The following is a 25,127-nucleotide window of genomic DNA, read 5'->3' on the forward strand; positions in this document are numbered from 1 at the left end:
CGCGTCGGTCTCAGGCCCGTCCGAAAGCCGGTGCCGCCGCCTTGCCGCGCCGCAGATAGAGGATGCCCGCCGCCAGCGCAACACCTGCCGCGAGAACCGCGATGGCGATCAGCGGGCGATAGGCGATCCAGGCGATGGCGATGACGGCCGGCCCGATCAGCAGGGTCAGGATGAGCGCGATGGCCGTCGTGCCGAAGCGCACGATGGAGCCGACGAAGGGCACGACATCGGCGATGACGCCGAGGATCGACAGGATGAAGGCGAAGCCGACGAAGACGCCGATCAGCCCGCCGACCCGCACGAGCCAGGTGATGATCGTGTTCTCGCTCTGCGCCGCATCGAACATGGCGGCTGCGTCGACGAGGCCGGCATCGCTGAGGAAGAGGTCGCGCCCGTTCGTCGTCTTGTAGGGCGTCAGGCCGCTGCCGCGCTGGGCGCCGACGAAGCTCGCCTCGGCAATGTCGGAGCGCTCGAAACGGATGCGGATGTCGCCGACCTGCGGATCTTCCGGGTTGAAGGAGAAGATCACCTGGCCGGCGATGACCGAGGCCGGTTTGCCGAGCGTCACCAATTCCGCCATGCGATTGGCCTCGATGGCCGTGAGCGGCACCGGCCGTTCGTCGCCGAGGCGCGCGACCGCGCGGCCATCGACGCTGAACGCGCCGATCGTCGCGGACTTCACCGGGAAGCTCGCGTCGTCGATCGGCTTTTGCGGGTTGTCGTGGCCCGGCTGGCGGAAGCTGCCGGAACTGACCTCGTCGCGCTTCCATTGCTTGTTGTAGGAATAGGTGGTGACGGTCTCCTCGCTGCCGCCGAGCTGCTTGCGCGTCTCCGATTTCGCGGTCTCGACCCACTGGTACATCTCGACGATGCGTTCGAGCCCGGCCGCCCCTTCGGCCGAAATGCCGAGCACGTCGTCCTGCGGTACGCCGACCGGCTTTACCGGCCCTGAAATGTGCACCAGCTTGCCGTCGTTTGCCGGATCCACGCTGCCGTTGTCGAAGGAAACGACGAGGCCCGCGCCCTCGACGAGCGCCCGGTAGGTCTTCACCGACCGGCCTTCGTTCCAGAACAGCAGCCAGATGCAGGCGATGAGAAGGATGAAGCCGACCACGATCTTGATCAGCGCCCCCTTCAGCCTGGCGAACCAGGACGTGGTCGTCGTTTCCGTAAAGCTCATGATCGTCCCCCGACACGGCGTGCGTCATGCCTGAGACGCGCGGCAGGACATGCTTATTCGCGCTTCCTGAACTGCGCAAGCAGGGACATAATGGCTCGAAAGGCGGGGGCGGGATGCCGGAACATCTCCTCCCCTCTGCCGTTATCGCAGAAACGGAAGGGAGCCTGTCCATGACCGACGATCGCGAAGAGAAAATCCGCAAGCGCGCCCACGAGCTCTGGCAGCAGGAAGGCCGGCCGGACGGCAAGCCGGATGACCACTGGTACCAGGCCGAACGGGAAATCGACCAGGGCGACGGAGAAATCGAGGGTGACGACGAGCCGAACCTCGCCGCGATCCGCGAGGCCGTCCGCGAGCACACGGACGCCTTCCTGGTGAAAACCGACCTGGAGGATGCCGACCAGCGCGAGGCGACGCCCGGCATGCGCGAGCAGCCGTAGGGCCGCCGATAATTAACCCTGCCGCTCCGGCAGGTCTACGAGCAGCCCGTCGAGGGCATCCGTCACCTTGATCTGGCAGGAGAGGCGCGAGCGCGCCGGGTCGGGGTCGTGGGCAAAGTCGAGCATGTCCTGTTCCAGCGCCGAGATCGGCGGCAGCCGGTCCACCCATTCGGGCGCGACATAGACATGGCAGGTGGAACAGGAACAGGCCCCGCCGCATTCGGCGAGGATGCCGCGCACGTCGTCGTCGCGCGCGGCATCCATCAGCGTCATGCCGGCGGAGGCTTCCACGACATGCCGGCTTCCGTCGTGCTGCACGAAGGTGATCTGAACCATCGCCGTCTTTCCTTGTCGTCTATGGCAGGAGGGCCGTCGCCTCGACCTCGACCAGGAATTCCGGCCGGGTGAAGCCGGAGACGATCATCAGGGTCGAGGCGGGCTTGACCGGAAGGTCGGCGACGAGGCGGTCGCGCACGGCCATGTATTCGGCCATGTGCGCGCGCGCTGTCACGAACGCGTTGAAGCGCAGGACATGGGAAAAGTCCGCCCCGGCCTCGGCAAGGATCGCGCGGATATTGGCAAAGCACAGTTCCGCCTGCGCGGTGACGCCCTCCGGGACCGTGCCGTCGGCGGCAAGGCCGAGCTGGCCGGAGGTCACGACGAGCCTGCCTGAGGCGACGCCGTGGGAATAGCGGCCGAAGGGCGCGGGCAGGGCGGCAGGTTGAAGCGCCTTCATGGTGTTTCGGCCTTCTTGCCGGAAAGCCCGCAGCGGTACAGGAAGAGCCGGGTCGCTTCGGCGATGATGCGCTCGGCGTCGAGTGGCTCGTTCTCGGGCTTGTCCATCAGCACGCGGGCCTGCGCCTCGTATTCGGCATAGTGCTGGGTCACGGCCCAGATGTTCATCTGGAAGAGCAGCGGATCGACCGGGGCGATCTTGCCGCTGTCGATCCATTGCCGGATGACGGCGTTCGCCTCCTCGACCGCGGCCTTGAGCGCGGCCCAGTGCGGCGCCATTTCCGGTGCTCCGCGGGCGATCTCGTTCGCGAAGAAACGCGAGAGGTCGGGGAATTCCAGCGTATGGCGCACCTTGCGCTCGATATACTGGGTGATCGCCAGCGCCGGGTCGTCGCGCGAGGCGGAGAGGAAGAAGATATCCTTGTACTCTCCGACGATATCGCTGAGCACCTGCTGGTACAGTTCCTCCTTGGAGGAGATGTAATAGTGCAGCTGGGCCTTGGTGATGCCGGCCGTCTGCGCGATCGCCTGGGTGGAGGTCCCCGACAAACCGTTGCGCGCGAACTCCTGGATGGCGGCGCTGCGGATCGCGGCGTGGATTTCCTTCCGCTTTTTCTGAAGAGTGCTCATGGGCGTTCCATGCGGGTGGCGATACGGTGGAAGCGGGCCGGCGCCGGAGCGCCGGCCTGCGGCTCGGTCTTACTTGCCCGTCAGCTTGGCCTTGATGTCGAGACCCTTGCCCTTGTTGACGAAGCGTGTGTCGGCGACCTTCGAGAGATCGACGGCGCCAGCCTCGATGATCTTGCTTTCGACGGCAAGGTCATGGAAGGCCTCGATGCGCTCGGGGCTCATCGCGCCGATGCCCTTTTCCACCGCCTCGCCGGAATCGATAATCTCAAGCTTGTCGAACTGCGCCATCTCGGCGTCGAGCTTTTCGACCGTCATTTCCGGGTTGGCGGCGATGATCGCCGCATAGGCGGCAGCGCGGTCGCCGTAGAGGTAGTTGTTCCAACCCTCGATCGAGGCGTCGAGGAAGCGCTGCACGAGGTCGGGGTTGTTCTCGACCAACTCGCTGCGCGTCTCGATGATCGAGCCGTAGGTGCTCCAGCCCTGGTCGGCGAGCAGGAAGACGTCGACCTCGGCGCCTTCCTTCGCCGCATAGAGTGGCTCGGCGGTGCCATAGGCCTGCTGCACCATCGACTTGTCGCTCAGGAACTGCGCGAGGTTGAAGCCGTAGGGACGCAACTGCTCGTCCTTGAAGCCGAGGCGGGTGACCATCCACTGCCAGAAGCTGAACTGGCCGTCCTTGGAAACGAGGACGGAGGGCGCCTTGGTGAGCGCCGCGAAATCGGCATATTGGCCCTTGTGCGCCATGAAGGCCTGCGGGTCCTTCTGGAAGATCGCCGCGACGACGGTGGTGGGAATGCCGTTGCGCACGTTGTCGAAGGCGAGCAGCAGGTTGCCGCCCATCAGGAAGTCGAGCCGGCCGGCCGGCAGCATCGGCCTTGTGTTGACCTGCGGGCCGCCCATCTTGATCTCGACGTCGAGGCCGTATTTGGCATAGGTGCCGTCCACCACGGCCTGGTAGAAGCCGCCATGGCCGCCCTGCGCCAGCCAGTTGGTGCCGAAGACGACCTTGTCGGCCGCCCAGGAGGAGCCGGCGGCGAGCAGCAGGCCCACGGCGGCGAAAAGACTTGTCATGCGTTTCATGCGCGTTTCCCCTTTGTTTGTCTCAGGTATCGGTGCGGGCCATGCCATCGGTCCAGCCCCGGGTCTTGCCGGGGTTCATCAGGCCGTACGGGTCGGCGCGTTTCTTGAATTCGATCTGCGCTCCGTCGATTTCCTTCATGCCGCCGTCCTCGATGGTCACGACATGGGGGTCGAAGATCGTGCAGCCGTCCTTTTCCTCCAGCTCGGCGATGAGCCGGTACATGGCCTCCTCGCCGCGGTAGCGCACCAGCGGCAGGGCGAAGATCTGGATCTCGCCGTGCATGCGCGCCATCTCGTGGTGCCAGTAGATCTCTTCGCCGTAACGGGCCATCTGGCGGAGGACCAGTTCGGGATCGAAGGGCCGCGGATAGGCGACCTGCAGGTAGGTCCAGCTCTTGTCCACCTTGAGGGCCTGAAGCGTGGTGTGGTTCCAGCCGCATTCATAGGCCGGCTGCAGGCCGGCGGCGCGGATCTCCGGCTTGCTCATGGCGAAGGAAATGCGCCCGCCATGCGCCTCGGCCTCGGCGGTGAAGCGGGCCATTTCATCCGGCGCAACCATGGCGAAGACGGCGTCGCGGTCGGCCGGAAAGAGATCGCCGAGCTTGTTGTAGAAGGGGGCGAAGCGGCGCTCGACGGTGGTCAGCAGGTAGCAGTCGAGGCCCTTTTCCTGCGCGCTCGAGGCGAAGCGCAGCGCCGCGTCGTAGCCGTCGAAGAGGGCTGCGGTGTGGATCCAGTCCGTCGCGCGGGTGAGGCCGACGCCGAGCTCCACCACGATGCCGTTGGTGCCGTAGGCGTGCTGCACCTTCTGCACGTCCTCGCCGAAGAGCTCGATGACCTGCGGCTCCGGCTCGACGGTGACGACCTTGGCATAGGTGAGGTTGCCGGGATCGCGCAGCATGCCGTGGCGCAGCGAGCCGATGCCGCCCGAGCCGCCGGCGACGAAGCCGCCGATGGTCGCCATCTGGCGCGTCGAGGGATACATCATCAGTTCCTGCCCGGTCTCGTGCGCGGCGTCGTCGAGCCGCGAGATGCGGGCGCCCGCCTCCACGCGCACATGGCCATCGGTGATCTCGATCACCTTGTCGAGGCGGGTGAGGTCCATGACGATGCCGCCGTCCAGCGGCACGCACTGGCCGTAATTGCCGGTGCCGCCGCCGCGCAGCGTGAGGGGAACCTTGTGGCGGGCGACGACGGAGGCGACATGCATGACCTCCTCGACGGTCTGCGGCACGACGACCAGCTCGCCGAGCTTGTCCTTCAGCTGCTCGTTGAGGATCGGGCTGTACCAGAAATAGTCGCGCGAGCGTGCGGCGATGTAGTTCTCGTCGTCATGGGCACGGATCCCATTCAGCGCCGCCTTGATCGACGTCCAGTCGCGGTGTCCGGTCATGTCTGTTCTCCTTGGTGGTCGGTCAGGATGCGGCCATTGCGCCAGACCGTGCGGTCGGCACGCGGACGGCTCAGGGCATCGATAAGGTCCTCGGCGTCGAGCCGGATGAAATCGGCGGGGCCGCCCTCGGCAAGCGCAAGGCTCCGGCCCATCCAGCGGGCAGGCGTCTCGCTCACCGTGTCCAGCCAGTCCTCGGGCTGGAGGTGGCCGAGCAGGGCCGCGCCGCGGAAGGCGTCGAAGAGATCGTAGTCGCCGAAGGGGAAGAAGGCGTCGCGCACATTGTCGGAGCCGATCATCACCTTCAGGCCCGCGGCGCGCGCCTCGTGCACGGGCGCAAGGCCGCGCAGGCGCGGCGTGCGGCCGGCCTTCGCATCCTGCAGGTAGGCGTTGCAGCCGGGCAGCACCGTCAGCCCGACGCCCGCCGCGCCGGCGCGGGCGAGAACGTCCGCGACCTCGGCGGGATCGCGCACCGATAGCGCGCAGCCGTGCCCGCACAGCACCCGGCCGGCAAGGCCGCGCCGTTCGCTCTCCGCCACGATGGCGTCGATGCCGCGCGCCTCGACCTCCAGCCCCTCGTCCACGTGGAAATCAAGGAGAAGGCCGTGCTTTTCAGCGAGGTCGAAGACCTGCGCAAGGCGGGCTTCAAGGTCGTCGTTGCGATAGATGAAGGCCCCGAGCACCCCGCCGGCCGCCTTGACCTCGCGGGCGATGGCCTCGCCAATCTCGGCAAAGAGGTCGAGCGGGGTCAGCGAGGCAAGCTCCAGGTGGATGCGGCCCTGCCATTCGCCGGCAAGCTCACGAAGCACGGCCCATGCCGGCGGCGGCGTCGCGCCGTACCAGTCGACATGGCTGCGCATCAGCGCCGTGCCGTGGCGATAGGCGCGGTCGAGGGCTCGGCTCGCCCGCTGCCGGAGATCGGCATGATCCCAGAGCGCGGCGTCGGCCTGCATCATCTCGATGGCGTGGAACAGCGAGGTGGCGCGCGCCGGCATGCGGGGCGCGGTGAAGGTCTTGTCGAGATGGGTGTGGATGTCGGCCATCAGCGGCAGGACGAGGCCGCCGCCCCGGCCGGCCGAGGGGGCGAGGGCCGCGATGCGGCCGCCGCTGACGGCGATGTCCCAGTGCCCCTCCCGGCCGGCGAGGGTGACGCCCGCAAGGCGCTGGCCGCCGGCGCCGGCATCGGCGGGGCTGGTGGTCTCGATGGTCCGCATGGGGTTCACGTCTCGCGCTTGATTTCGCTTTCGTGCCAATGGCCGAGCACGAGGTTCGACAGCCAGGACGTGACGAGGAAGATCCCGACGCCCAGCACCGAGACGAGGAACAGCGCGGCGAACATGCGCGGGATCTCGTTGCGGAAGCTCGATTCGAGGATGCGCGAGGCAAGGCCGGTGTTCTGCCCCGCCGTGCCCGCGACGAACTCGGCGACGACGGCGCCGATCAGCGACAGGCCGCCGGCGATCTTCAGCGCCGCCATGAAATAGGGCAGCGCCGAAGGGATCAGGAGGTGGCGCAGGCGCTGCCAGGGCGTCGCCTGGTAGAGCCGGAACATGTCGCGCAGGTTATGGTCGGCGCTGCGCAGGCCGATCGCCGTGTTCGACAGGATCGGGAAGAAGGCGACGATCCAGGCGCAGATGAGCAGCGCGAAGAAAGTGTTGCTGACATAGATGAGGATCAGCGGCGCAATGGCGATGATCGGCGTCACCTGCAATATGACGGCGAAGGGGAAGAGACACATCTCCACCGTGCGCGACAGGGCGAAGAGCATGCCGAGCAGCACGCCGCCGACGATGGCGAGGCTGAGCGAGAGCAGCGTCAGCTTGACCGTGAACGCCGCGCTCTGCATCAGCGACGACCAGTCCTGCACCAGCGTTTTCGCGATCAGGCTCGGCGCGGGGATCAGGTAATGCGGCACCTCGTTGTACCGGACGAGGAATTCCCACAGGCCCAGCACCGCGAGGATCGAGACGATGGGCATGATGACGCGCAGGCGCCGTTCCCGCTGCTCCAGGAGGATGCGCGGATCGACGATTTCGCCTTCGGCAACGGCCGGATCAATGGTTGAGATCGACATGGTCCATGGTCCCTTCGAGCGCGTTGCTGACCAGACGGCAGTTCTCGGTATATTCGGGTGTCATGCGGTAGGCGCTCGTGCGCGTATCGGCGCCGGGCAGCGCGATGTCGTGCACCACGCGGCCGGGACGCGCGGCCATGACCACGACGCGGCTGGAGAGATAGACGGACTCGAAGACCGAGTGCGTGACGAAGATCACCGTCAGCCCGTGCGAGCGCCAGAGGCCCAGCACCTCGTCGTTGAGCTTGGAGCGCGTCATCTCGTCGAGCGCCGCGAAGGGCTCGTCCATCAAAAGCAGCTTCGGCTTCGTCACCATGGCGCGGGCGATGGAGACGCGCATCTTCATGCCGCCCGAGAGCTCGCGCGGATAGGAACGGGCGAAATTGGCGAGGCCCACCATGGAAAGAGCCTCTTCCACGCGGGCCTTCGTCTCGCCCTTGCCGAGCCCCTGCAATTTCAGCGGAAGGAAGACGTTGTCGAAGACGCTCGCCCAGGGCATCAGCGTCGCCTCCTGGAAGACATAGCCGATATCGCTGCCATGGGGGCTTTCGCCGGCCGGATGGCCGTTGACGGTGATCGAGCCCGACGAGAAGGACAGGAGGCCCGAGATCATCTTCAGCGCCGTGCTCTTGCCGCAGCCGGAGGGGCCGAGGAAGGAGACGAACTCGCCGTTGCGGATCTGTAGCGACATGCCGCGCAGCGCCACGGTGCCGTTGGCGAAGCGCTTGGAGACGTCCTTCATGTCGATGAGGACGGGGGCGTCGGTCAGGCCGGCGGCGTTGGAGAGGGGGCTTGCCGCGTTCATCCTACCACTCCGGTTTTCTGTCCAGCCAGTCGGCCGGCAGGCTGTCGATATCCGCCATCGCCTCGACGAGGCGGGCGACGGCGTGGTCGAGGGTCGCCTCGCCCTTTGCGGCGGTGGCGAGATGCGCCTCGCCGCAGGCCCCGGCGGTGCTGAAATCCTGCGTCTTCCAGCCCGGCTTCGCGCCGCGGCTGAGGCCGAGATGGCGGAAATTCTCGAAAAGGTCCTGGCCGCGCGAGCGGAAGTCGCGGGCGGCTGCCATGTCCACGTTCTCGGGGTCGAGCGCCAGCATGACCGAGGTCTCCATGTCGCCGGCATGGATGCCGTGGGTGCGCTCGACATCGGAATAAATGCCCTCGGGCATGCCGAAGCCGAACCAGTTGACCGAGAAGGCCAGCATGTCGTGCGCGATGCGCAGCTGGCGGGTCACGACGTCCATGACCGGGATGTTGCCGCCATGGCCGTTGAGGAGGACGAACTTGCGCACGCCCGAGCGCGCCACGCTGGCGCCGATCTCGGTCAGCACGCGGATCAGCGTTTCGGCCGAAAGGGTGAGCGTGCCGGGATAGTCGATGTGCTCGTCGCTCTTGCAGACGGCCTGCGTAGGCAGGAACAGCACCGGGCTGTCCTCCGGCAGGGCTCTTGCGAGGCGGCGCGCCACCCCGTCGACGGTACAGCTGTCGACGGACATGGGCAGGTGCGGCCCGTGCTGCTCGATGGCGCCGATGGGCAGGACGGCGATGAGGCGCCCACGGTCGAGCGCGGCGAAATCGCGGCTGGAATAGTCGGCCCAGAAGCGCTTCATCGAAAAGCCTCCATGCCGTCAGGGATGCCCGTGGTGACAGAAACGCCATCTTGCTCCTCCTCTTCCTCCGGGTTTAGATAAACAAACTCATAGCAAATGGTCAAACTATTTGGTATGTTCTTTTCGAGAGTTGCGGTAAACTTTTGATTTTAATCATGTTTATTCGCTACGCCGAAGCTGCCGGGAGGACGGCCTGAACGGGTCTTGGAGGAGCTCATGAAACGACCGCGCCTGCTGATCACCCGGCCGCTGCCGGCCCGCGTGCATGAGCGGGCAGGCGTGCTCTTCGACCTGACGATCCGCAAGGATGCCGGCCCGACGCAGGGTGCGGACCTTTCCGCCGCGCTTGCGGAATATGATGCGATCCTGCCGTCGCTGGGCGATGCGTTCTCGCGGGAGGTCTTTGCGGCCGCTGCCGCACCGCGCTGCCGCATCCTTGCCAATTTCGGGGCAGGGATCAGCCATATCGACCTTGCGGCTGCCGCGAGCGCCGGCATCGCCGTCACCAATACGCCAGGCGCCGTCACGGGGCCGACCGCCGATCTCGCCATGCTGCTGCTGCTCATGAGCGCCCGCCGCGCGGGCGAGGGCGAGCGGCTGGTGCGCTCGGGGGATTGGCAGGGCTGGCATCCCGTGCAGCTTCTAGGCCACGACGTGTCCGGCAGCACGATCGGCATCGTCGGCATGGGCCGCATCGGGCAGGAGGTGGCCCGCCGGGCTGCTGCCGGCTTCGGCATGCGCGTGCTGTTCCACAATCGCTCGCCGAAGACGGTGCCGGGCGTGGAGGCGACGCAGGTGCCGCTCGACGAATTGTTGAAACGCGCGGATTTCGTGTTGCTGACGGTGCCGGGCGGGAGCGAAACGCGCCATCTGATCGACGAGCGCGCCTTCGCGCTGATGCGGCCTGAAACGCATCTCATCAATGTCTCGCGCGGCGAGGTGGTGGACGAGGCCGCGCTGGTCCGGGCGCTCGGCGACCGGCGGATCGCCGGGGCGGCGCTCGATGTCTATGAATTCGAACCCGCCGTGCCGGCGGCGCTGCGTGAGCGCGACGACGTCGTGCTGCTGCCGCATCTCGGCTCGGCGACGCGCGCGGCCCGCGAGGCGATGGGCATGACGGCGCTCGACAATCTGGAGGCCTTTTTCCGCGGTGAGGTGCCGCAGGACAGGGTCGCCTAGAGCAATTCCAGCAAAAGTGCGAAGCGGTTTTGCGCAAACGTTCCAACGGGAGGGAGAAAGCATGAATCATGTTGCGATCCTGGGAGCCGGGCAGGCCGGCTCGTCGCTGGCGGCCAAGCTGCGGAGCCTCGGCTTTGGCGGTCGGATCACGCTCATCGGCGAGGAGAACACGCTCCCCTACCAGCGCCCGCCGCTTTCCAAGAAATACCTGATGAAGGAAATGACGCTGGAGCAGTTGCACCTTCGGCCCGAACGTTTCTATGCCGACAACGACATTGCCCTGCATCTCGGCCGGAAGGTCGATGCCATCGACCGCGCCGCACGGCAGATCCGCTGCGGCGAGGACGTGCTTTCCTACGACCAGCTGGCGCTGACGACGGGTGCGACGCCGCGTCCGCTGCCGGCGGCGCTCGGCGGTGGCCTGCCCGGCGTCTATGTCGTGCGCAACCTTGCCGATGTCGACTGCATGGCCCCGGAATTCCGCGAGGGGCGGCGGGTACTGGTCGTCGGCGGCGGCTATATCGGGCTGGAGGCGGCGGCGGTCGCGGCCAAGCTCGGCCTCAAGGTGACGCTGATCGAGGCCGCCGAGCGGATCCTCCAGCGCGTCGCCGCGCCGGAGACCTCGGATTATTTCCGCAACCTCCATGCCGGCAACGGCGTCGAAATCCTCGAAGGGGCGGGCCTTGCCGGGCTGGAGCGCGAGGGGGCGATCTCGGTGGCGCTGTCGGACGGATCGCGCCGGGAGGTGGATTTCGTCATCGTCGGCATCGGCGTGACGGCCAATGACGGGCTGGCAGCGGCGGCGGACCTTGCCTGCGACGGGGGTATCCTCGTCGATGCGCGGGGAAGGACCAGCGATCCGGCGATATGGGCGGCCGGCGATTGCGCGCGCCTGCCGTACCGCGGCCAGATGATCCGGCTCGAAAGCGTGCAGAATGCCATCGACCAGGCAGAGGCCGTCGCCGCCAACATGCTGGGCGCGGAGGCGGACTATGTGCCGAAGCCGTGGTTCTGGTCCGACCAGTACGATGTCAAGCTGCAGATCGCGGGGCTGAACAGTGAGTTCGACCGGGTCGTTGTCCGTCCGGGAGCCAGCGAGAAGACACGTTCCCACTGGTATTTCCGGGAAGGTGCGCTGCTTGCCGTCGATGCCATGAGCGAGCCGCGCAGCTATATGGTCGGCAAGCGCCTGATCGAGGCTGGCCGCTCGCCGCTGCCCGAGCAGGTGGCGGATGCCGGCTTCGACCTGAAATGCCTGATCTGACGGCGGGTGCAGGGGTGCGCCATCGATCCGGGGCGCACCTCACCGGCAGGCTCCGGCCCTAAGGGCGCGGCGTGCGAGGGGTGGTGCCGGGCATCGCTGGGTCAGGTTCCCGACTATTCGGCTGGTCGCGCCGATCCGCCTTATCCCGCCGTGGACGCGGCGAGTTTTCCGATGAAGTCCTGCATGATCGGGTTGCGGTTCACGGTATAGACGTAGCGCATCAGATGGCGCGAGCGATCGAGGGCATAGTGCATGTCGTCGGTCAGCACCGGGGTTGGCATGAGGACACTTGGAGCCCAGGCGGGATCGAGCGCCCAGGCGGTCGCGCCCATATCCCAGATTTCCTTGGCCCATCCGACATGATCGTCGCTGTAGCTCTTGAAGCGCATGGCGAGGAAGCGGCCGATCTCCCCTTGCGGTTCGACATAGCGCTCGATTTCCGGCACGGTGCTGTGCAGGATCGACGTCACGCCCTCGCAGGGGACGAGGACGAGCGGCACGCCGGAATCGAACAGGACCTGCACGCCGCCGACATCCTGCTCAAGATTGAACTCGGCCTGGTGCTGCCAGTCGATGGCGTGGCCGCCCAGCCAGACGACGACGATCCGGTCGATGATGTCGGGCGCCGCAAGCAGGGCGGACGCGACATTGCTGATCGCGCCGATCGCCACGACGTGCAGCGGATCGTCGGGCGACGAGCGTCTTGCGCGGGCGATCAGGTCGTCGACGGCGGGCGCGTCCACGGGTTTCTTCTGCGGGCCGACATAACGGGTGACGCCGCGATGCACGAGGCCCTCATGGGGAATGGAGAGGCGCTCGAGCAGCGCCAGGATCTCCTGGTAGCTGAGCTCCATGCCATGGCCCGGATCGCCCGTCGTCTCGTTGATGAAGGGGGCGGCATAGATCGCCTCCACCGTGACGCTCTCGGGTGACAGCAGCGCATGGACGATGGCGAACTGGTCGTCGATCTCGTTGAAGGTGTCCGTATCGATGACGATGCGGCGCTTGCCGGCCGTCGGTGCAAGCATAGCCAGTCGATGGCTTTCGGACAGGGGCATCGGGATTTCCTTTGTGTTACTGCGCGCTGTGCAGGCGTCCGGCGACGCCGCGCAGGATGCGATCGAGATTGATGGCGAGGAGGCAGAAGACGAGGCCGGCGGTGATGCCGAGGCCCGCATCGGCCTTGCCGAGCGCGATGTAGATCTGCTGGCCGAGCTCGGACGTGCCGACGGTGGCGGCGATCGGAAGCATGGTGATGGCCGCCATCACCACCTGGTTGAGGCCGAGAAGCAGGGCCGGGCGGGCCGTCGGCACCTGAACCAGAAGCGTGCTCTGGACAGGGGTACAGCCCAGTTGCCGGCCCGTCTCCAGCAGCGTCGGCGGCACATTGCGCAAGCCCGTTTCGGTATAACGGATCGCCGGCACGACAGCATAGAGCGCGATGGCGATCAGCCCGGCGAACTCGCCGACCTTGAAGAACATCAGGGCGGGAATGAGGAAGACAAATTGCGGCATGGTCTGCAGGGCGTCGTTGATCGGCCGCAGCACGGCCGAGAAGCGATCGCTGCGTGCGGCCAGCACCCCGAAGAATCCGCCGAGCAGCGCGCAGAGCGCCACGGCGACGATCACCAGATAGAGCGACTTCACGAAGGGTATCCACAGGCCCGTCATCAGAACGAAGGCAAGGCTGAGGCCGGTGAAGAGCGCAAGCCGTGGCCCGGCGGTCCGCCATGCCGCCCAGACGGCAAGCGCGAGCGCCGCAGGCCAGGGAAAGGCGACGAACCCGGTATGAAGGAGCGCGGCGAGGCAGAGGATTGCCGCGGCGCCTGACGGCCGGCCCTTCGCCATCTGCCGGAGCGCGAGAAGCAGGGCCAATACGGCATAGGCGGCGGTAACGGCCGGCGTCATGGAGAACCCCCAGGTCATCGGCAGCACCGCCCCGGCAAGGCCGACACGCAGCGGCAGCACGAGATAGAAGAGAACCGCATTCTTGATCGCATCCAGCAGGTCGCTGTAGCGCGCCACGAAACCGAGCAGCGCCTTGTTGAGCATGCCGAGATCGACGATGCCGCGCGTCTCGTTCCAGCCCTGCAGGAGGTCGGGAGCGGCAAGACGCGCGGCGAGCCCGAGCGAGATCACGGCCGCCGCCGCAAGGAGGATCGGTCGCCAGCGGGGCCTGTTTTTTCCCGTGCCGACCGCGGAGCGGGGCTGGAAGAGGCCGGCGGTGATGCGGTCGATCACGACGGAGACGAGCACGATGACGAGCCCGGCCAGCAGGCTCTTGCCGAGATCCGCCTGGCGCAGGCCGCTGAGGACCGCCCAGCCGATATCGTCGACGCCGCCGACGATCGAGGCGGTGATGACCATGCTGAGAGCGGCCATCGTCGTCTGGTTGAGGCCGAGCGCCAGCATCGGGCGGGCGGAGGGAAGCTCGACCCAGACCAGCCGCTGCCAGGTCGAGCATCCGCTCATTTCGGCAACCTCGATGCGTTCGCGCGGGACCTCGACGAGGCCGCTGAGCGTGCAGCGCGCCATGGGCGGTATCGCGTAGATCGCGGTGGCCACGAGCCCGGCGATCGGACCGAAGCCGAAAAGCAGGAGGAGCGGCAGCAGATAGGCGAAGGCCGGAAAAGTCTGCATGAAATCGAAGACCAGCTCCAGCCCGCGGCGCAGGCGCGGCAGGAAAAACGCGCCGAGCCCGAGCAGGAAACCAAGCAGGGCCGAAAGCGGAACGGACAGGAGGACCAGCGAGAGGGTCACCATGCTCTGCCGCCAGAAGCCGGCAAGCACGATATAGGCGCCTGCGGCAAGGACGAGGGCGGCGAGCCTCGCACCGCCCGCCTTGAAACCGAAAAGCGCGACCGCAAGGACAATCGCTGGCCAGGGCAGGAACTGCAGTGTGACGATGAGCGCGTCCAGGAGCGTGCCAAAAACCTTGCTGGCAAGACCCGTTGCGGGCTGCAAAGCCGGCACGAGCCAGCCAAGGACCGTGTTGATCGCCGCCGGCACCGGGATGACCCAGCCGGCGGGAAAGGTCGCGATGGCGGGCACGACCCTGGCGGCGGCAAGGCACGCCAGCACGAGGGCGGGCATCGCCACCATTCCCAGCATGGCGGACGCCGAGAAGGACAGGCTTGCAGGCTTCATGCTGGCATCGCCCGCCGGGTGCCGAAAAGGCCGGATATGTCCGCCGCGGCGATCTCGCCGACAAGCGTTCCGGCGGCGTCGCAGATGACGGCTGCGGCCGCGCCGCCAAGAAGGACAGGCAGGATGTCTTCCAGGACGTCTTCGGTGGAAAACCGCGGCAGGGCCGGCTTCCCGTCCGTTGCCGGGCGCATCACGTCCGCCGCGCGGATCACCCGCAGCAGCGGCACGTCACGCAGGAATTCGGCGATATAGTCGTTGGCCGGAGCCAGGGCGATCTCGGCGGGCGTGCCGATCTGCACGACCGCGCCGTCGCGCATGATGGCAATGCGGTCGGCCAGTCGAAAAGCCTCCTGCACGTCATGGGTCACGAAGACGATGGTCTTGCGCAGCATTTTTTGCAGGCGGATGAATTCATCCTGCATCTGCCGCCGGATCAGCGGGTCCAGAGCGGAGAACGGCTCGTCGAGGAACCAGATCTCCGGCTCTGCGGCAAGCGAGCGGGCAATGCCGACGCGCTGCTGCTGGCCGCCGGAGAGCTGGGCGGGGAACTGGTCCTCGCGCCCCCGGAGGCCGACGAGCCCGGTCATGTCGCGCGCCCGCGCCTCGCGGGTGGGCCGGTCGATGCCCTGCACGCGCAACGGAAAGGCGACGTTGTCGAGGACGGTCAGGTGCGGCAGCAGGCCGAAATTCTGGAAGACCATGCCCATCGCCTTGCGGCGCAGCTCGGTCATGCGCCGGCGGTCCGCCGCCAGCAGGTTCTCGCCGTCCAGGGTGACGCTGCCGCCGGAGGGCTCGATGAGCCGGGTAAGGCACCGCAGCAAGGTGGACTTGCCCGAGCCGGAAAGCCCCATCAGCACGAAGATTTCCGCCTCGTGGATGTCGAAACTCGCGCCGGCAACGGCGGCGAGCGGCTTTCGCCCGTCCCTTTCGCGCTGAAGGGCCGCCCTGTCGCCCGTGCGGGCGATCTGTGCCGCCTCCCGTAGCGGCACGCCGTAGATTTTCCAGAGATCCCGGCAGGCGAGTTTGATGCGCCTCTCGCCCGGATGCAGGGACAGGGATGTCATGGCCGTTCTCCGCGGATGCTGGCGCTTACTTCTTGGCTTCGTCGATCCAGGGCGACCAGCGGGCGGAATTGGCTTCGACCCAGGCACCGACGACCGCGCCGATCTCCTTCTTGTTCTGGTCGATCTCCAACATCATCTGCTGCTGGTCTTCCGCGCCGAGCTGATAGTGTTTCATGAAAGCGTAGGCGGCTGGCCATTTTTCGCCGAAGCCGGCGCGCACAACCTTGATGACGGGCGAGGGAAGGATGCAGCGCGCGCCGTCATTGGGATCGCAGGGCGGCATGTCGAGCCAGTTCAGCTTGACCTGCGTCAGCAGCCAGTGCGGTGCCCAGAACCGCATCAGCAACGGCTTGTCGGCTGCGGCCGCCGCCTGCAACTCGGCGACGAGCGCGCCTTCCGAGCCGGCGGGCACGGCGGTCAGCGGCAGCTTGAAATCCTCGATTTCGTTTGCCGAGGCCGTGCCCCAGTCGGCCGGATAGTCGACGAGGCGCCCGTTCGGCAGCGTCTCGGCGGTGGCGAGCCCCGCCGCGCAGGACGGCTCCAGCAGGGCCTTCCAGTCCGGCAAGCCGGGGCAGATCGCAAGCGTCGCATCCGTATAGGCCCAGCCGTCACGGGCATTGAGGCCGAGGTCACCGACGGGTTCGACCTGCTTGGCCTCCAGCATTTTCGGATAGATGTCGCCGAGATTGTTGGTCCACAGCTCGGGTGTCATGTCGATCGAGCCGTCCTGCATGCCGATCCATTGCGGAAAGCTGCCGGCGGTGACGTATTGCACCTTGTAGCCGAGCTTCTCCAGCAGTTGGCCCGCGACATGCGCGGTGATGTTCTGGCCCGTCCACTCGTTGAGCGCGATGCGGATCGGGGCCTCGGCATCGCCGAGCGGGGCAGCCGTGCCGGCCGCAGGACCCAGGACAAGAGATGCAAAACCCGCGGCCGCCGCCAGCAGGATGGATCGAGCTTCGTGCACGTCATTTCTCCCTTTGATGTCTCACTCCGGGGCGGACCATATTTCAAACCGTCCAGCCGGTCTATAAAAAAATCCGTCCAGCCGGTCGGAATTTTTCCCTTATGGGCTTTTCCTGCCCGGGCTTTTTGTTATGTCTCGTGTAGAGGGTGCGGATGATGGAGCGTGAGCAGGCGATGAAGGACGGAAAACCGGCACGAAAGACCCGCAAGACCGGGGACGAGATCAGAGCCGCGATCGTCAACGCCGCGACCCGCATCGTGATGGAACGGGGCGTCACCCGCATGACGCTGGCCGACGTTGCCACCGCGGCGGGGATCAGCAAGGGCGGCCTGCTGCATTATTTTTCTTCGAAGGACGCGCTGATCCGCGCCATGATCACCGCCGGCCTCGATTCCTTCGAGGAGAAGACCATGGCGATGGTGGCGGCCGATCCCGCGCCGGGCTCCTATCTGCGGGCCTATATCACGACGAGCTTTCCCGCCGAGGGCGCCGACGATATCGCTGCCGCCATGATCGCCGGGATCGCGACCGATCGCGACCTCCTGGCCGACTATGCCGTGGAGAACACGAAGTGGGCCGACCGCCTGAAGGATGATGGCCTCGACTACTTTTATGCCGAGGTGATCCGCCTTGCCGTGGACGGCCTCTATTTCAACGAGGCCATCGGCCTGCCCCAGTTCGCGCCGGAAGACCGGAAGACGTTCCTGCGCCGGCTCATGGACATGACCCGCCACGGTACCGGTTCTGCGGAATAGGCATTCGCCCGCGCTTCAAGCAGGTAGGCGTCGCTCGGAATGATATAAAAAATTTCCGGTGGTGGTTGGTGGAGCTAAGCGGGATCGAACCGCTGACCTCTTGCATGCCATGCAAGCGCTCTCCCAGCTGAGCTATAGCCCCATAACGGGTCCGGCGGAGCCGGTTTCCGGGAACCGAAGCGGCGTTGCCGTTCGGTGTGGCGGCTTATTACTTCCGGTCTCCGGAGATGGCAAGCCGAAAAATGAAATCCGGCCGATTTTTTTGAAACCGGCCGGAAAATCAAAATCTTAAGCTTCGTCTTCGTCGCCGGTCACGCCGATGAGACCGGTCATGTCCTCATCGTCGTCGTCTTCGTCCTGCTCGAGGAACGTGTCGTCCTCGTCGCCGTCGATCTCAACGTCGTCGTCGCCGAGATCCGGCAGGTCGTCGCCGCCTGCTGCATCCTCGTCGGCGTCCTCGAGCGAAACGAGCTCGACTTCCGTGTTCTCCGTATCGACTTCGTTGACGTCCTCGTCCTCATCCTTTTCGAGGACAGCCGCCGCCGACGTTTCCTCGAAGAAGGAGAGCGGATAGGACTTGCCCGTGTAGGGGGAAACGATCGGATCGCGGTTCAGGTCGTAGAATTTCCTGCCGGTTTCCGGATCGATGCGTTTGGTTCCGAGTTCCGCTTTTGCCACAGTCAAAGCCTTCTCTGTGCCGTATGTTTCCGGCGGGGCCGGGGGAGGCCGGCGCGTTGAACGGTAAAATGATTAGCCGGTCCCCATAATCGTCTTGGGCAATCCTGTCAAAGCCTAACTTGGGGCAGGCGCCGTGCAGACCTCATGATGATAGTTTCTCAGACGGGATGATGACGCTTTAAATCGTTTGTGGTAGCAAGCCCGCGTTCTCCCCGGGTGATCCCCTCCGGGGAGCCGTGGATGTATATAAGGAAGACGACCATGTCGCATGGCGCCAGTGCACGGCCCGCAACCGCCCGCAAATCCTCCGGCCTGTCCGGGACCGTCCGCATCCCCGGCGACAAGTCGATTTCCCACCGCTCCTTCATGTTCGGCGGCCTTGCCAGCGGCGAGACACGCATCACGGGCCTGCTCGAAGGCGAGGACGTGATCAATACGGGCAAGGCCATGCAGGCCATGGGCGCGAAGATCCGCAAGGACGGCGACACCTGGATCATCAACGGCCTCGGCAACGGCGCGCTGCTCGCGCCCGAAGCGCCGCTCGATTTCGGCAATGCCGGCACCGGCTGCCGCCTCACCATGGGCCTCGTCGGCGTCTATGATTTCGATTCGACGTTCATCGGCGACGCCTCGCTCACCAAGCGTCCGATGGGCCGCGTCCTCAATCCGCTGCGCGAAATGGGCGTGCAGGTGACGTCCGCCGATGGCGACCGCCTGCCGGTCACGCTGCGCGGGCCGAAGACGCCGACGCCGATCACCTATCGCGTGCCGATGGCCTCCGCGCAGGTGAAGTCCGCCGTACTGCTCGCCGGCCTCAACACACCCGGCGTCACCACCGTCATCGAGCCGGTCATGACACGTGACCATACCGAAAAGATGCTGCAGGGTTTCGGCGCCAACCTTACCGTCGAGATGGATGCGGACGGCGTGCGCACGATCCGCCTCGAAGGCCAGGGAAAGCTCACCGGCCAGGTGATCGACGTGCCGGGCGACCCGTCCTCGACGGCCTTCCCGCTGGTCGCGGCGCTGCTCGTGCCGGATTCGGATGTGACGATCCTCAACGTGCTGATGAACCCGACCCGCACGGGCCTCATCCTGACGCTGCAGGAAATGGGCGCCAATATCGAGGTGCTGAACCCGCGCCTTGCCGGCGGCGAGGACGTGGCGGATCTTCGCGTGCGCTCCTCGGTGCTGAAGGGCGTCACGGTGCCGGAAGACCGCGCGCCGTCGATGATCGACGAATATCCGGTTCTCGCCGTCGCGGCGGCCTTCGCCGAAGGCACGACCGTCATGAACGGCCTGGAAGAGCTGCGCGTCAAGGAAAGCGACCGCCTCTCGGCCGTCGCGGTCGGCCTGAAGCTCAACGGCGTCGATTGCGACGAGGGCGAAACATCGCTCGTCGTGCGCGGCCGCCCGGACGGCAAGGGCCTCGGCAATGCCTCTGGCGCCGCCGTCGCCACCCATCTCGACCACCGCATCGCCATGAGCTTCCTCGTCATGGGCCTCGTCTCGGAAAACCCGGTCACGGTGGATGACGCGACGATGATCGCCACGAGCTTTCCGGAGTTCATGAGCCTCATGACCGGATTGGGTGCGCATATCGAATGAAGGGGCTTCGGGCTTGAGAAGAACAGGCGCGAGGGCATTGCGCATCGCGCTTGTCTTTTCTCTTTTGACCGCGCTCACGCAGATTGGCGGAGTGTCATACCTCGCCGGGCGCTGGCTGGCCCATCGGGGCGAGATCACCCGGCGCTCGACCCGTCTTGCGGTTTTCCTGCTGTTGTATGCTTCGGCTACGACCACGGCGTCGTTTACAGCACCGTTTTTCGGGCGTGTGCCGCTGTCCTGTTTTGGCGACGGCAGTTTGCAGATTCAGTCTCCGCTTTATTGCGCCCTGAATCGGAACTTCGTCACCATGGAAGCCAAACGCGCTGCAGAAGCGCTCTCGGTGGCCATAGACCTGGAATTCCCCGGGACTATCACGCTTGTTCTCGATGCCAATTTTCCGTTCCTGGACGGCTTCCCGCTTCTGCCCCATCTATCACACGACGACGGACGGAAGCTCGACATCGCGTTTTACTATCGCGACGAGAAGGGGACGCCGCTGAACAGGGCCGTACGCTCACCAATCGGCTACTTCGCTTTCGAAGAGCCTGCGCCCGGCACACAGTTGCCCTGCGCCGAACGTGACGATCTCTTGACACTTCGGTGGAACATGGGGTTTCTGCAAGGGTTTTTTCCTGCGTGGATGCTGGACGAAGCGAGAACGGGTGCAGCCTTGCGCTGGCTTGCCTTGGAGGGACCGGAATTCGGTGTGGAACGGATTTTCATTGAGCCGCATCTGGCCCAGCGCCTCGGTGTTGTCCATCCGAACGTGCGGTTCCAGGGATGCCGGGCTGCACGCCATGACGATCACATCCATTTTCAGGTGACGGAATGACTTTCACAATCGCCATCGATGGCCCCGCTGCCGCGGGCAAGGGAACGCTGTCGCGCCGCATTGCGGAGGATTATGGCTTTCATCATCTCGATACGGGCCTGACCTACCGGGCGACGGCGAAGGCGCTCATTGACCGTGGCCTGCCGCTCGATGACGAGGCCGTCGCGGCCGAGGTGGCGCGCACGCTCGATCTTGGCGGGCTCGACCGGGCGGTGCTGTCCGCCCATGAGATCGGCGAGGCGGCCTCGAAGATCGCCGTCATGCCGTCCGTGCGCCGCGCGCTGGTCGAGGCGCAGCGCGGCTTTGCGGCGCGCGAGCCGGGCACGGTGCTCGACGGGCGCGATATCGGCACGGTCGTCTGCCCGGATGCGGCGGTAAAGCTCTATGTGACGGCATCGCCGGAGGTGCGCGCCAGGCGGCGTTACGACGAAATCGTCGGCAATGGCGGCGTGGCCGATTTCGAGACGGTCCTCGACGACATCCGCCGGCGCGACGAGCGCGACATGGGCCGGGCGGACAGCCCGCTGAAACCGGCCGACGATGCGCACTTGCTTGATACCTCGGAAATGGGTATAGAGGCGGCGTTTTCGGCGGCCAAGTCGATCATCGACGCCGCATTGAAGCACTAGCTTTTCCATCCGGAATTGCGCCAGCATAGAACAAGGCCTGTCCCCGCGCCGGATTTGCTGCCCAAGAGCAGCGGACACAGCCTCGTTCCTCATCAACGCTAACCCCCGGCGCCCGTGCCTTTTGGCACACCAGGAGTTTCAATGTCTCAAGCAAACCCCACGCGCGAAGATTTCGCAGCCCTTCTGCAGGAATCCTTCGCCGCTAACGATCTCGCCGAAGGCTATGTCGCCAAGGGCATCGTTACCGCGATCGAAAAGGACGTCGCTATCGTCGACGTCGGCCTCAAGGTTGAAGGCCGCGTCCCGCTGAAGGAATTCGGCGCGAAGTCGAAGGACGGCACGCTGAAGGTCGGCGACGAAGTCGAAGTCTATGTCGAGCGCATCGAGAACGCCCTCGGCGAAGCTGTGCTTTCGCGCGAAAAGGCTCGCCGCGAAGAGAGCTGGGCCAAGCTCGAAGTCAAGTTCGAAGCCGGCGAGCGCGTCGAAGGCGTCATCTTCAACCAGGTCAAGGGTGGCTTCACCGTCGATCTCGACGGCGCCGTTGCCTTCCTGCCGCGTTCGCAGGTCGACATCCGTCCGATCCGCGACGTCACCCCGCTCATGCACAACCCGCAGCCCTTCGAAATCCTCAAGATGGACAAGCGTCGCGGCAACATCGTCGTTTCGCGCCGTACGGTTCTCGAAGAGTCGCGCGCCGAGCAGCGTTCTGAAATCGTCCAGAACCTCGAAGAAGGCCAGGTTGTTGACGGCGTCGTCAAGAACATCACCGATTATGGTGCGTTCGTTGACCTCGGCGGCATCGACGGCCTGCTGCACGTCACCGACATGGCCTGGCGCCGCGTCAACCATCCGTCGGAGATCCTGTCCATCGGCCAGCAGGTCAAGGTCCAGATCATCCGCATCAACCAGGAAACCCACCGCATCTCGCTCGGCATGAAGCAGCTCGAGTCGGATCCGTGGGATGGCATCGGCACCAAGTACCCGACCGGCAAGAAGATCTCCGGCACGGTCACGAACATCACCGATTACGGTGCGTTCGTCGAGCTGGAGCCGGGCATCGAAGGCCTGATCCACATCTCCGAAATGTCCTGGACGAAGAAGAACGTTCACCCCGGCAAGATCCTGTCCACCAGCCAGGAAGTCGACGTGGTCGTTCTCGAAGTCGACCCGACGAAGCGCCGCATCTCGCTCGGTCTCAAGCAGACCCTCGAGAACCCGTGGCAGGCCTTCGCGCACAGCCACCCGGCCGGCACGGAAGTCGAAGGCGAAGTCAAGAACAAGACCGAGTTCGGCCTGTTCATCGGCCTCGACGGCGACGTGGACGGCATGGTGCACCTGTCCGACCTCGACTGGAACCGTCCGGGCGAGCAGGTCATCGAGGAATACAACAAGGGCGACGTCGTCAAGGCTGTCGTTCTGGATGTGGACGTCGACAAGGAGCGCATCTCGCTCGGCATCAAGCAGCTCGGCCGTGATTCGGTCGGCGAAGCTGCCGCTTCCGGCGACCTGCGCAAGAACGCCGTCGTTTCGGCTGAAGTCATCGCGATCAACGATGGCGGCATCGAAGTGCGTCTCGTCAACCACGAGGACATCACGTCGTTCATCCGCCGTGGCGACCTGTCGCGTGACCGCGACGAACAGCGTCCGGAGCGTTTCTCGGTCGGCCAGACCGTCGATGCCCGCGTCCTGAACTTCTCGAAGAAGGATCGCAAGATCCAGCTTTCGATCAAGGCGCTGGAAATCGCCGAAGAGAAGGAAGCCGTCGCACAGTTCGGTTCCTCCGACTCGGGCGCATCGCTCGGCGACATCCTCGGCGCGGCTCTGAAGAACCGTAACAGCGCCGAATAAGCGTTCGCTTATCTCGACATGAAGAACCCGCGGAGATCGCTCTCCGCGGGTTTTTCTTTGGGGTCCGGTCAGGTCCAGTAGTCGCCGAGCTTCTGGTAGAAGACCAGGCCGGGTTCGATGACGCCGACCATGTCGGCGATCTTTTCGCGGCGTTTTGCCATGTCGTCCGCCTCGGGCTCCTCGCCGGAGGCTTCGAAGGCGGTGTCCTCGCCCGCCTCGCCGCCGGCTTCCGCGTCGTCGCCATGCTCCTCGTTCGCGGTCTCGTCTTCCTCGCCGCTTTCGCGGCCCTCGGACCAGTCGAGGTCTTCTTCGGCCGGCAGATAGGGCACGAAGGCGAGCGGTATGCCCTCGCGCAGGATGGCTGCCGCAAGCAGCCTTTCCGGCGTCGCATCCGCAAGGGCCGCCTGGAGCGCCTCGCGGGCCTGCAGCGTCGGTGTCGGCAGTGGCAGCGGCTCGTCCGCCTCGGCGTGCGCCTCCTGCAGGGCGGGCGTCGCCTGTGCCGTCACGGTGCGGACCTTGCCGCTCTCCGGTGCCATCTCGCCCTTTTCGCTGCCCTCGGTCGCCAAGAGGGCGAGTTCTGCCTCGCTCACCGGCTCAAGCGGGCGCTCCAGCAGGGAGCGGATGAAATTCGCCTCTTCCAGCGACAGGTTTTCCAGAAGCTGGGCGACGGTCGGCATCAGCAGGGCCGGCGCCATGTCGCGGGTGACGGCCTGCAGCACGCTGCGGGCAAGTGCCTGTCCTGCGGCATTGGCGACCTGGGTCCTGGCCGGCATGTCGTCCCGCCTCACGACCGGCGTTGTGGTCTCGGTCTTCTCGGCGCCGCCATCGTGGCGGATCGCCGGTTCCGCGATCTCGACCGGCAGCGGATTGTCGGCCCTGGTCGTGGGCGTCGATATGGGCTGCCCGCTGCGCTGCGCGGCGTTTTCCCCGGCCGGCAGCCGGTTGGGTGCGGCAAGCTCCGGCCGGTTGGCGGTCGTTTCCAGCGTCCGCGTGGTTGCCGGGCGCGATTTGCCGCCGCCGTCGAAATCGAAGATGCGCTTCAGCATCGTCTGTAGGGTACGGATATCGCCGAGAAGCTGCGCCGGCTGGCCTGCCTGCTGCGGATTGTGGCGGCCGACGGCGGCAAGCTGCTGGGCATTCAGCCCGAGCGGCCGTGGCTTGTCTTCCGCGCGCAGGGTGGCGGGCGTATCGGCCTTGAGGCTTGCGGAAAGAAAGGCGGCGAGTTTGCGCGCCTCCGGCCCGTTCGGATGACGCACCACCTCGACGAGGCTGCGCGTCGGCATGGAGGAGAGGACCGTGCCGATCAGCTTTTCGACACTCGGGCGAAGCTCCGGCGGCAGCCTGGCAAGAAGGTCGGCGAGCTTGCGGCCGCCGCCGCCCTCGCGGCCGGGCAGGGTCTTCAGCACGGCGAGCAACGTTTCCATCAGGTCGCGGCCCGGATTGGTCTCCCCGGCGCGCGGCATGTGCCTGAGCATGGTCTCGATGAGGCGCAGCAGTACCTCGGCCCTCAGGTTTGTAAGGGCAGCGGGGGAAAGCTGCGGCCTGGCGGCGGCCTCGACCGATGCGCCCGCCGGAACGGCGAGGGAAGGCTGCATGGTATCGGTCGTCATTGCCAAACGCGGCAGCATGCCTGCCTCCTGTTCTCCCTGCCGATGCCGTCCGCATCACAAGGCCTGCCAATGGTCCATCGGTCGTCGGATGGCGCATCATGCGCGACGCTGCGAGCTGGTGAGCTTTCAGCCCGGGCGAACCGGGCAGGTACGAGGGAGGCGGCGGGCAACCCGGCAGGCACGGAGCCACTCGATTGTGCCGGACGGGCGAACCCGGAACTCCGAACAACTTTCCATAGGTTACAATTGGCATTTTATGGTTAACGAATTGCTAATGCGGCGGCCGGCGCTTCGCATATGCAGCATTGCCGCCTCGAATTGTCCCGCGCGGCGGCTCTTGCCCCTTATGCTCGGCTCGCGTAAATCTTCGCGGCACTGTTGCGCCGCCGCTCGTTCGCCGGCCGCGGATGCGG

24 protein-coding genes and 1 tRNA gene are annotated in these 25,127 nt (G+C 65.9%); 8 read left to right on the forward strand and 17 right to left on the reverse strand.

From position 1 onward, the window contains the following. Nucleotides 1-10: 10 nt before the first annotated feature. On the reverse strand, nt 11-1,180 hold the full coding sequence (locus WMC41_RS01480) for a TMEM43 family protein (protein ID WP_432346826.1): 1,170 nt from the start codon (nt 1,178-1,180) through the stop codon (nt 11-13). Between the two features lie 26 nt (nt 1,181-1,206). Between WMC41_RS01480 and WMC41_RS01485 the strand changes: the two genes are divergently transcribed. Continuing rightward, nucleotides 1,207-1,620: a DUF2934 domain-containing protein gene (locus WMC41_RS01485; protein ID WP_398430170.1), complete on the forward strand. Its 414-nt coding sequence runs from the start codon at nt 1,207-1,209 to the stop codon at nt 1,618-1,620. A 12-nt stretch (nt 1,621-1,632) separates the two neighbouring features. Here the strand turns inward: WMC41_RS01485 and WMC41_RS01490 are convergent, their stop codons facing one another. The 9 genes from WMC41_RS01490 to WMC41_RS01530 form a co-directional block, all read right to left on the reverse strand. Beyond that, the gene (locus tag WMC41_RS01490) at nt 1,633-1,956 is read right to left on the reverse strand and encodes a 2Fe-2S iron-sulfur cluster-binding protein (RefSeq protein WP_432346827.1); all 324 of its coding nucleotides are present in this window, start codon (nt 1,954-1,956) and stop codon (nt 1,633-1,635) included. Nucleotides 1,957-1,975: 19 nt separating this feature from the next. Further along, entirely contained in the window at nt 1,976-2,356 is a 381-nt protein-coding gene (locus tag WMC41_RS01495) for a RidA family protein (protein WP_432346828.1), read from the reverse strand. Further along, the gene (locus tag WMC41_RS01500) at nt 2,353-2,985 is read right to left on the reverse strand and encodes a TetR family transcriptional regulator C-terminal domain-containing protein (protein WP_272804372.1); all 633 of its coding nucleotides are present in this window, start codon (nt 2,983-2,985) and stop codon (nt 2,353-2,355) included. Before WMC41_RS01500 ends, WMC41_RS01495 begins: the two co-directional genes overlap by 4 nt. Nucleotides 2,986-3,054: 69 nt before the next feature. Further along, on the reverse strand, nt 3,055-4,065 hold the full coding sequence (locus WMC41_RS01505) for an ABC transporter substrate-binding protein (protein WP_432346829.1): 1,011 nt from the start codon (nt 4,063-4,065) through the stop codon (nt 3,055-3,057). A gap of 22 nt (nt 4,066-4,087) precedes the next feature. Continuing rightward, nucleotides 4,088-5,455: an FAD-binding oxidoreductase gene (locus tag WMC41_RS01510; RefSeq protein ID WP_432346830.1), complete on the reverse strand. Its 1,368-nt coding sequence runs from the start codon at nt 5,453-5,455 to the stop codon at nt 4,088-4,090. Next, nucleotides 5,452-6,666 (reverse strand): amidohydrolase family protein, encoded by a 1,215-nt coding sequence (locus WMC41_RS01515; RefSeq protein ID WP_432346831.1) that lies wholly within the window; start codon nt 6,664-6,666, stop codon nt 5,452-5,454. The genes WMC41_RS01510 and WMC41_RS01515 overlap by 4 nt, the downstream gene beginning before the upstream one ends. Before the next feature lie 5 nt (nt 6,667-6,671). Then, nucleotides 6,672-7,526: an ABC transporter permease gene (locus tag WMC41_RS01520; protein WP_244767476.1), complete on the reverse strand. Its 855-nt coding sequence runs from the start codon at nt 7,524-7,526 to the stop codon at nt 6,672-6,674. Then, nucleotides 7,507-8,331 carry an ABC transporter ATP-binding protein gene (locus WMC41_RS01525; RefSeq protein WP_432346832.1) on the reverse strand — a complete coding sequence of 275 codons (825 nt, stop codon included), beginning with the start codon at nt 8,329-8,331 and terminating at the stop codon, nt 7,507-7,509. Before WMC41_RS01525 ends, WMC41_RS01520 begins: the two co-directional genes overlap by 20 nt. Nucleotide 8,332: 1 nt before the next feature. After that, nucleotides 8,333-9,133, reverse strand: a complete 801-nt coding sequence (locus tag WMC41_RS01530) for a creatininase family protein (protein WP_432346833.1) — start codon at nt 9,131-9,133, stop codon at nt 8,333-8,335. Nucleotides 9,134-9,349: 216 nt separating this feature from the next. On the opposite strand from WMC41_RS01530, the gene WMC41_RS01535 reads away from it, so the two are divergent. Then, entirely contained in the window at nt 9,350-10,312 is a 963-nt protein-coding gene (locus tag WMC41_RS01535) for a 2-hydroxyacid dehydrogenase (protein ID WP_432346834.1), read from the forward strand. A 61-nt stretch (nt 10,313-10,373) separates the two neighbouring features. Beyond that, on the forward strand, nt 10,374-11,576 hold the full coding sequence (locus WMC41_RS01540) for an NAD(P)/FAD-dependent oxidoreductase (RefSeq protein WP_432346835.1): 1,203 nt from the start codon (nt 10,374-10,376) through the stop codon (nt 11,574-11,576). A gap of 140 nt (nt 11,577-11,716) precedes the next feature. Here WMC41_RS01540 and WMC41_RS01545 read toward each other — a convergent pair whose 3' ends face one another. Genes WMC41_RS01545 through WMC41_RS01560 form a run of 4 tightly spaced genes read right to left on the reverse strand, consistent with a single transcriptional unit; the run spans nt 11,717 to nt 16,754 of the window. After that, complete coding sequence (locus WMC41_RS01545) at nt 11,717-12,634, reverse strand: nucleoside hydrolase (RefSeq protein ID WP_272804380.1); 918 nt, start codon at nt 12,632-12,634, stop codon at nt 11,717-11,719. 16 nt (nt 12,635-12,650) lie between these two features. Further along, a complete protein-coding gene (locus WMC41_RS01550) occupies nt 12,651-14,723 on the reverse strand; it encodes an ABC transporter permease subunit (protein ID WP_432346836.1) in 2,073 nt (690 codons plus the stop codon). Further along, nucleotides 14,720-15,787, reverse strand: a complete 1,068-nt coding sequence (locus tag WMC41_RS01555; protein ID WP_432346837.1) for a quaternary amine ABC transporter ATP-binding protein — start codon at nt 15,785-15,787, stop codon at nt 14,720-14,722. The genes WMC41_RS01550 and WMC41_RS01555 overlap by 4 nt, the downstream gene beginning before the upstream one ends. Nucleotides 15,788-15,812: 25 nt before the next feature. After that, complete coding sequence (locus tag WMC41_RS01560; RefSeq protein WP_432346838.1) at nt 15,813-16,754, reverse strand: ABC transporter substrate-binding protein; 942 nt, start codon at nt 16,752-16,754, stop codon at nt 15,813-15,815. Nucleotides 16,755-16,906: 152 nt separating this feature from the next. On the opposite strand from WMC41_RS01560, the gene WMC41_RS01565 reads away from it, so the two are divergent. After that, a complete protein-coding gene (locus WMC41_RS01565; RefSeq protein ID WP_244767485.1) occupies nt 16,907-17,509 on the forward strand; it encodes a TetR/AcrR family transcriptional regulator in 603 nt (200 codons plus the stop codon). A 66-nt stretch (nt 17,510-17,575) separates the two neighbouring features. Here the strand turns inward: WMC41_RS01565 and WMC41_RS01570 are convergent. Then, nucleotides 17,576-17,651 (reverse strand) — tRNA-Ala (locus WMC41_RS01570). A gap of 146 nt (nt 17,652-17,797) precedes the next feature. Beyond that, entirely contained in the window at nt 17,798-18,187 is a 390-nt protein-coding gene (locus tag WMC41_RS01575; RefSeq protein ID WP_244767486.1) for a TIGR02300 family protein, read from the reverse strand. 261 nt (nt 18,188-18,448) lie between these two features. On the opposite strand from WMC41_RS01575, the gene aroA reads away from it, so the two are divergent. The 4 genes from aroA to rpsA all read left to right on the forward strand — a co-directional run bounded on the left by aroA (nt 18,449) and on the right by rpsA (nt 23,104). Beyond that, on the forward strand, nt 18,449-19,795 hold the full coding sequence (gene aroA / locus WMC41_RS01580) for a 3-phosphoshikimate 1-carboxyvinyltransferase (protein WP_432348226.1): 1,347 nt from the start codon (nt 18,449-18,451) through the stop codon (nt 19,793-19,795). Nucleotides 19,796-19,832: 37 nt separating this feature from the next. After that, nucleotides 19,833-20,627, forward strand: coding sequence for a hypothetical protein (locus WMC41_RS01585; RefSeq protein WP_432346839.1), 795 nt, complete (start codon nt 19,833-19,835; stop codon nt 20,625-20,627). After that, nucleotides 20,624-21,256 carry a (d)CMP kinase gene (gene cmk, locus WMC41_RS01590; RefSeq protein ID WP_244767488.1) on the forward strand — a complete coding sequence of 211 codons (633 nt, stop codon included), beginning with the start codon at nt 20,624-20,626 and terminating at the stop codon, nt 21,254-21,256. The genes WMC41_RS01585 and cmk overlap by 4 nt, the downstream gene beginning before the upstream one ends. Before the next feature lie 141 nt (nt 21,257-21,397). Next, nucleotides 21,398-23,104: a 30S ribosomal protein S1 gene (rpsA, locus tag WMC41_RS01595; protein ID WP_432346840.1), complete on the forward strand. Its 1,707-nt coding sequence runs from the start codon at nt 21,398-21,400 to the stop codon at nt 23,102-23,104. A gap of 68 nt (nt 23,105-23,172) precedes the next feature. On the opposite strand, the gene WMC41_RS01600 is transcribed toward rpsA, so the two are convergent. Beyond that, nucleotides 23,173-24,732: a hypothetical protein gene (locus WMC41_RS01600; protein ID WP_432346841.1), complete on the reverse strand. Its 1,560-nt coding sequence runs from the start codon at nt 24,730-24,732 to the stop codon at nt 23,173-23,175. Nucleotides 24,733-25,127 lie beyond the last annotated feature (395 nt).

Source organism: Shinella yambaruensis (assembly GCF_050859155.1).
Lineage (GTDB): Bacteria > Pseudomonadota > Alphaproteobacteria > Rhizobiales > Rhizobiaceae > Shinella > Shinella yambaruensis.

Coding starts and splice junctions, on each gene's coding strand:
- WMC41_RS01480 (WP_432346826.1), bottom strand. CDS start 1,180: ATGAGCTTTACGGAAACGACGACCACGTCCTGGTTCGCCAGGCTGAAG.
- WMC41_RS01485 (WP_398430170.1), top strand. CDS start 1,207: ATGCCTGAGACGCGCGGCAGGACATGCTTATTCGCGCTTCCTGAACTG.
- WMC41_RS01490 (WP_432346827.1), bottom strand. CDS start 1,956: ATGGTTCAGATCACCTTCGTGCAGCACGACGGAAGCCGGCATGTCGTG.
- WMC41_RS01495 (WP_432346828.1), bottom strand. CDS start 2,356: ATGAAGGCGCTTCAACCTGCCGCCCTGCCCGCGCCCTTCGGCCGCTAT.
- WMC41_RS01500 (WP_272804372.1), bottom strand. CDS start 2,985: ATGAGCACTCTTCAGAAAAAGCGGAAGGAAATCCACGCCGCGATCCGC.
- WMC41_RS01505 (WP_432346829.1), bottom strand. CDS start 4,065: ATGAAACGCATGACAAGTCTTTTCGCCGCCGTGGGCCTGCTGCTCGCC.
- WMC41_RS01510 (WP_432346830.1), bottom strand. CDS start 5,455: ATGACCGGACACCGCGACTGGACGTCGATCAAGGCGGCGCTGAATGGG.
- WMC41_RS01515 (WP_432346831.1), bottom strand. CDS start 6,666: ATGCGGACCATCGAGACCACCAGCCCCGCCGATGCCGGCGCCGGCGGC.
- WMC41_RS01520 (WP_244767476.1), bottom strand. CDS start 7,526: ATGTCGATCTCAACCATTGATCCGGCCGTTGCCGAAGGCGAAATCGTC.
- WMC41_RS01525 (WP_432346832.1), bottom strand. CDS start 8,331: ATGAACGCGGCAAGCCCCCTCTCCAACGCCGCCGGCCTGACCGACGCC.
- WMC41_RS01530 (WP_432346833.1), bottom strand. CDS start 9,133: ATGAAGCGCTTCTGGGCCGACTATTCCAGCCGCGATTTCGCCGCGCTC.
- WMC41_RS01535 (WP_432346834.1), top strand. CDS start 9,350: ATGAAACGACCGCGCCTGCTGATCACCCGGCCGCTGCCGGCCCGCGTG.
- WMC41_RS01540 (WP_432346835.1), top strand. CDS start 10,374: ATGAATCATGTTGCGATCCTGGGAGCCGGGCAGGCCGGCTCGTCGCTG.
- WMC41_RS01545 (WP_272804380.1), bottom strand. CDS start 12,634: ATGCCCCTGTCCGAAAGCCATCGACTGGCTATGCTTGCACCGACGGCC.
- WMC41_RS01550 (WP_432346836.1), bottom strand. CDS start 14,723: ATGAAGCCTGCAAGCCTGTCCTTCTCGGCGTCCGCCATGCTGGGAATG.
- WMC41_RS01555 (WP_432346837.1), bottom strand. CDS start 15,787: ATGACATCCCTGTCCCTGCATCCGGGCGAGAGGCGCATCAAACTCGCC.
- WMC41_RS01565 (WP_244767485.1), top strand. CDS start 16,907: ATGATGGAGCGTGAGCAGGCGATGAAGGACGGAAAACCGGCACGAAAG.
- aroA (WP_432348226.1), top strand. CDS start 18,449: ATGTCGCATGGCGCCAGTGCACGGCCCGCAACCGCCCGCAAATCCTCC.
- cmk (WP_244767488.1), top strand. CDS start 20,624: ATGACTTTCACAATCGCCATCGATGGCCCCGCTGCCGCGGGCAAGGGA.
- rpsA (WP_432346840.1), top strand. CDS start 21,398: ATGTCTCAAGCAAACCCCACGCGCGAAGATTTCGCAGCCCTTCTGCAG.
- WMC41_RS01600 (WP_432346841.1), bottom strand. CDS start 24,732: ATGCTGCCGCGTTTGGCAATGACGACCGATACCATGCAGCCTTCCCTC.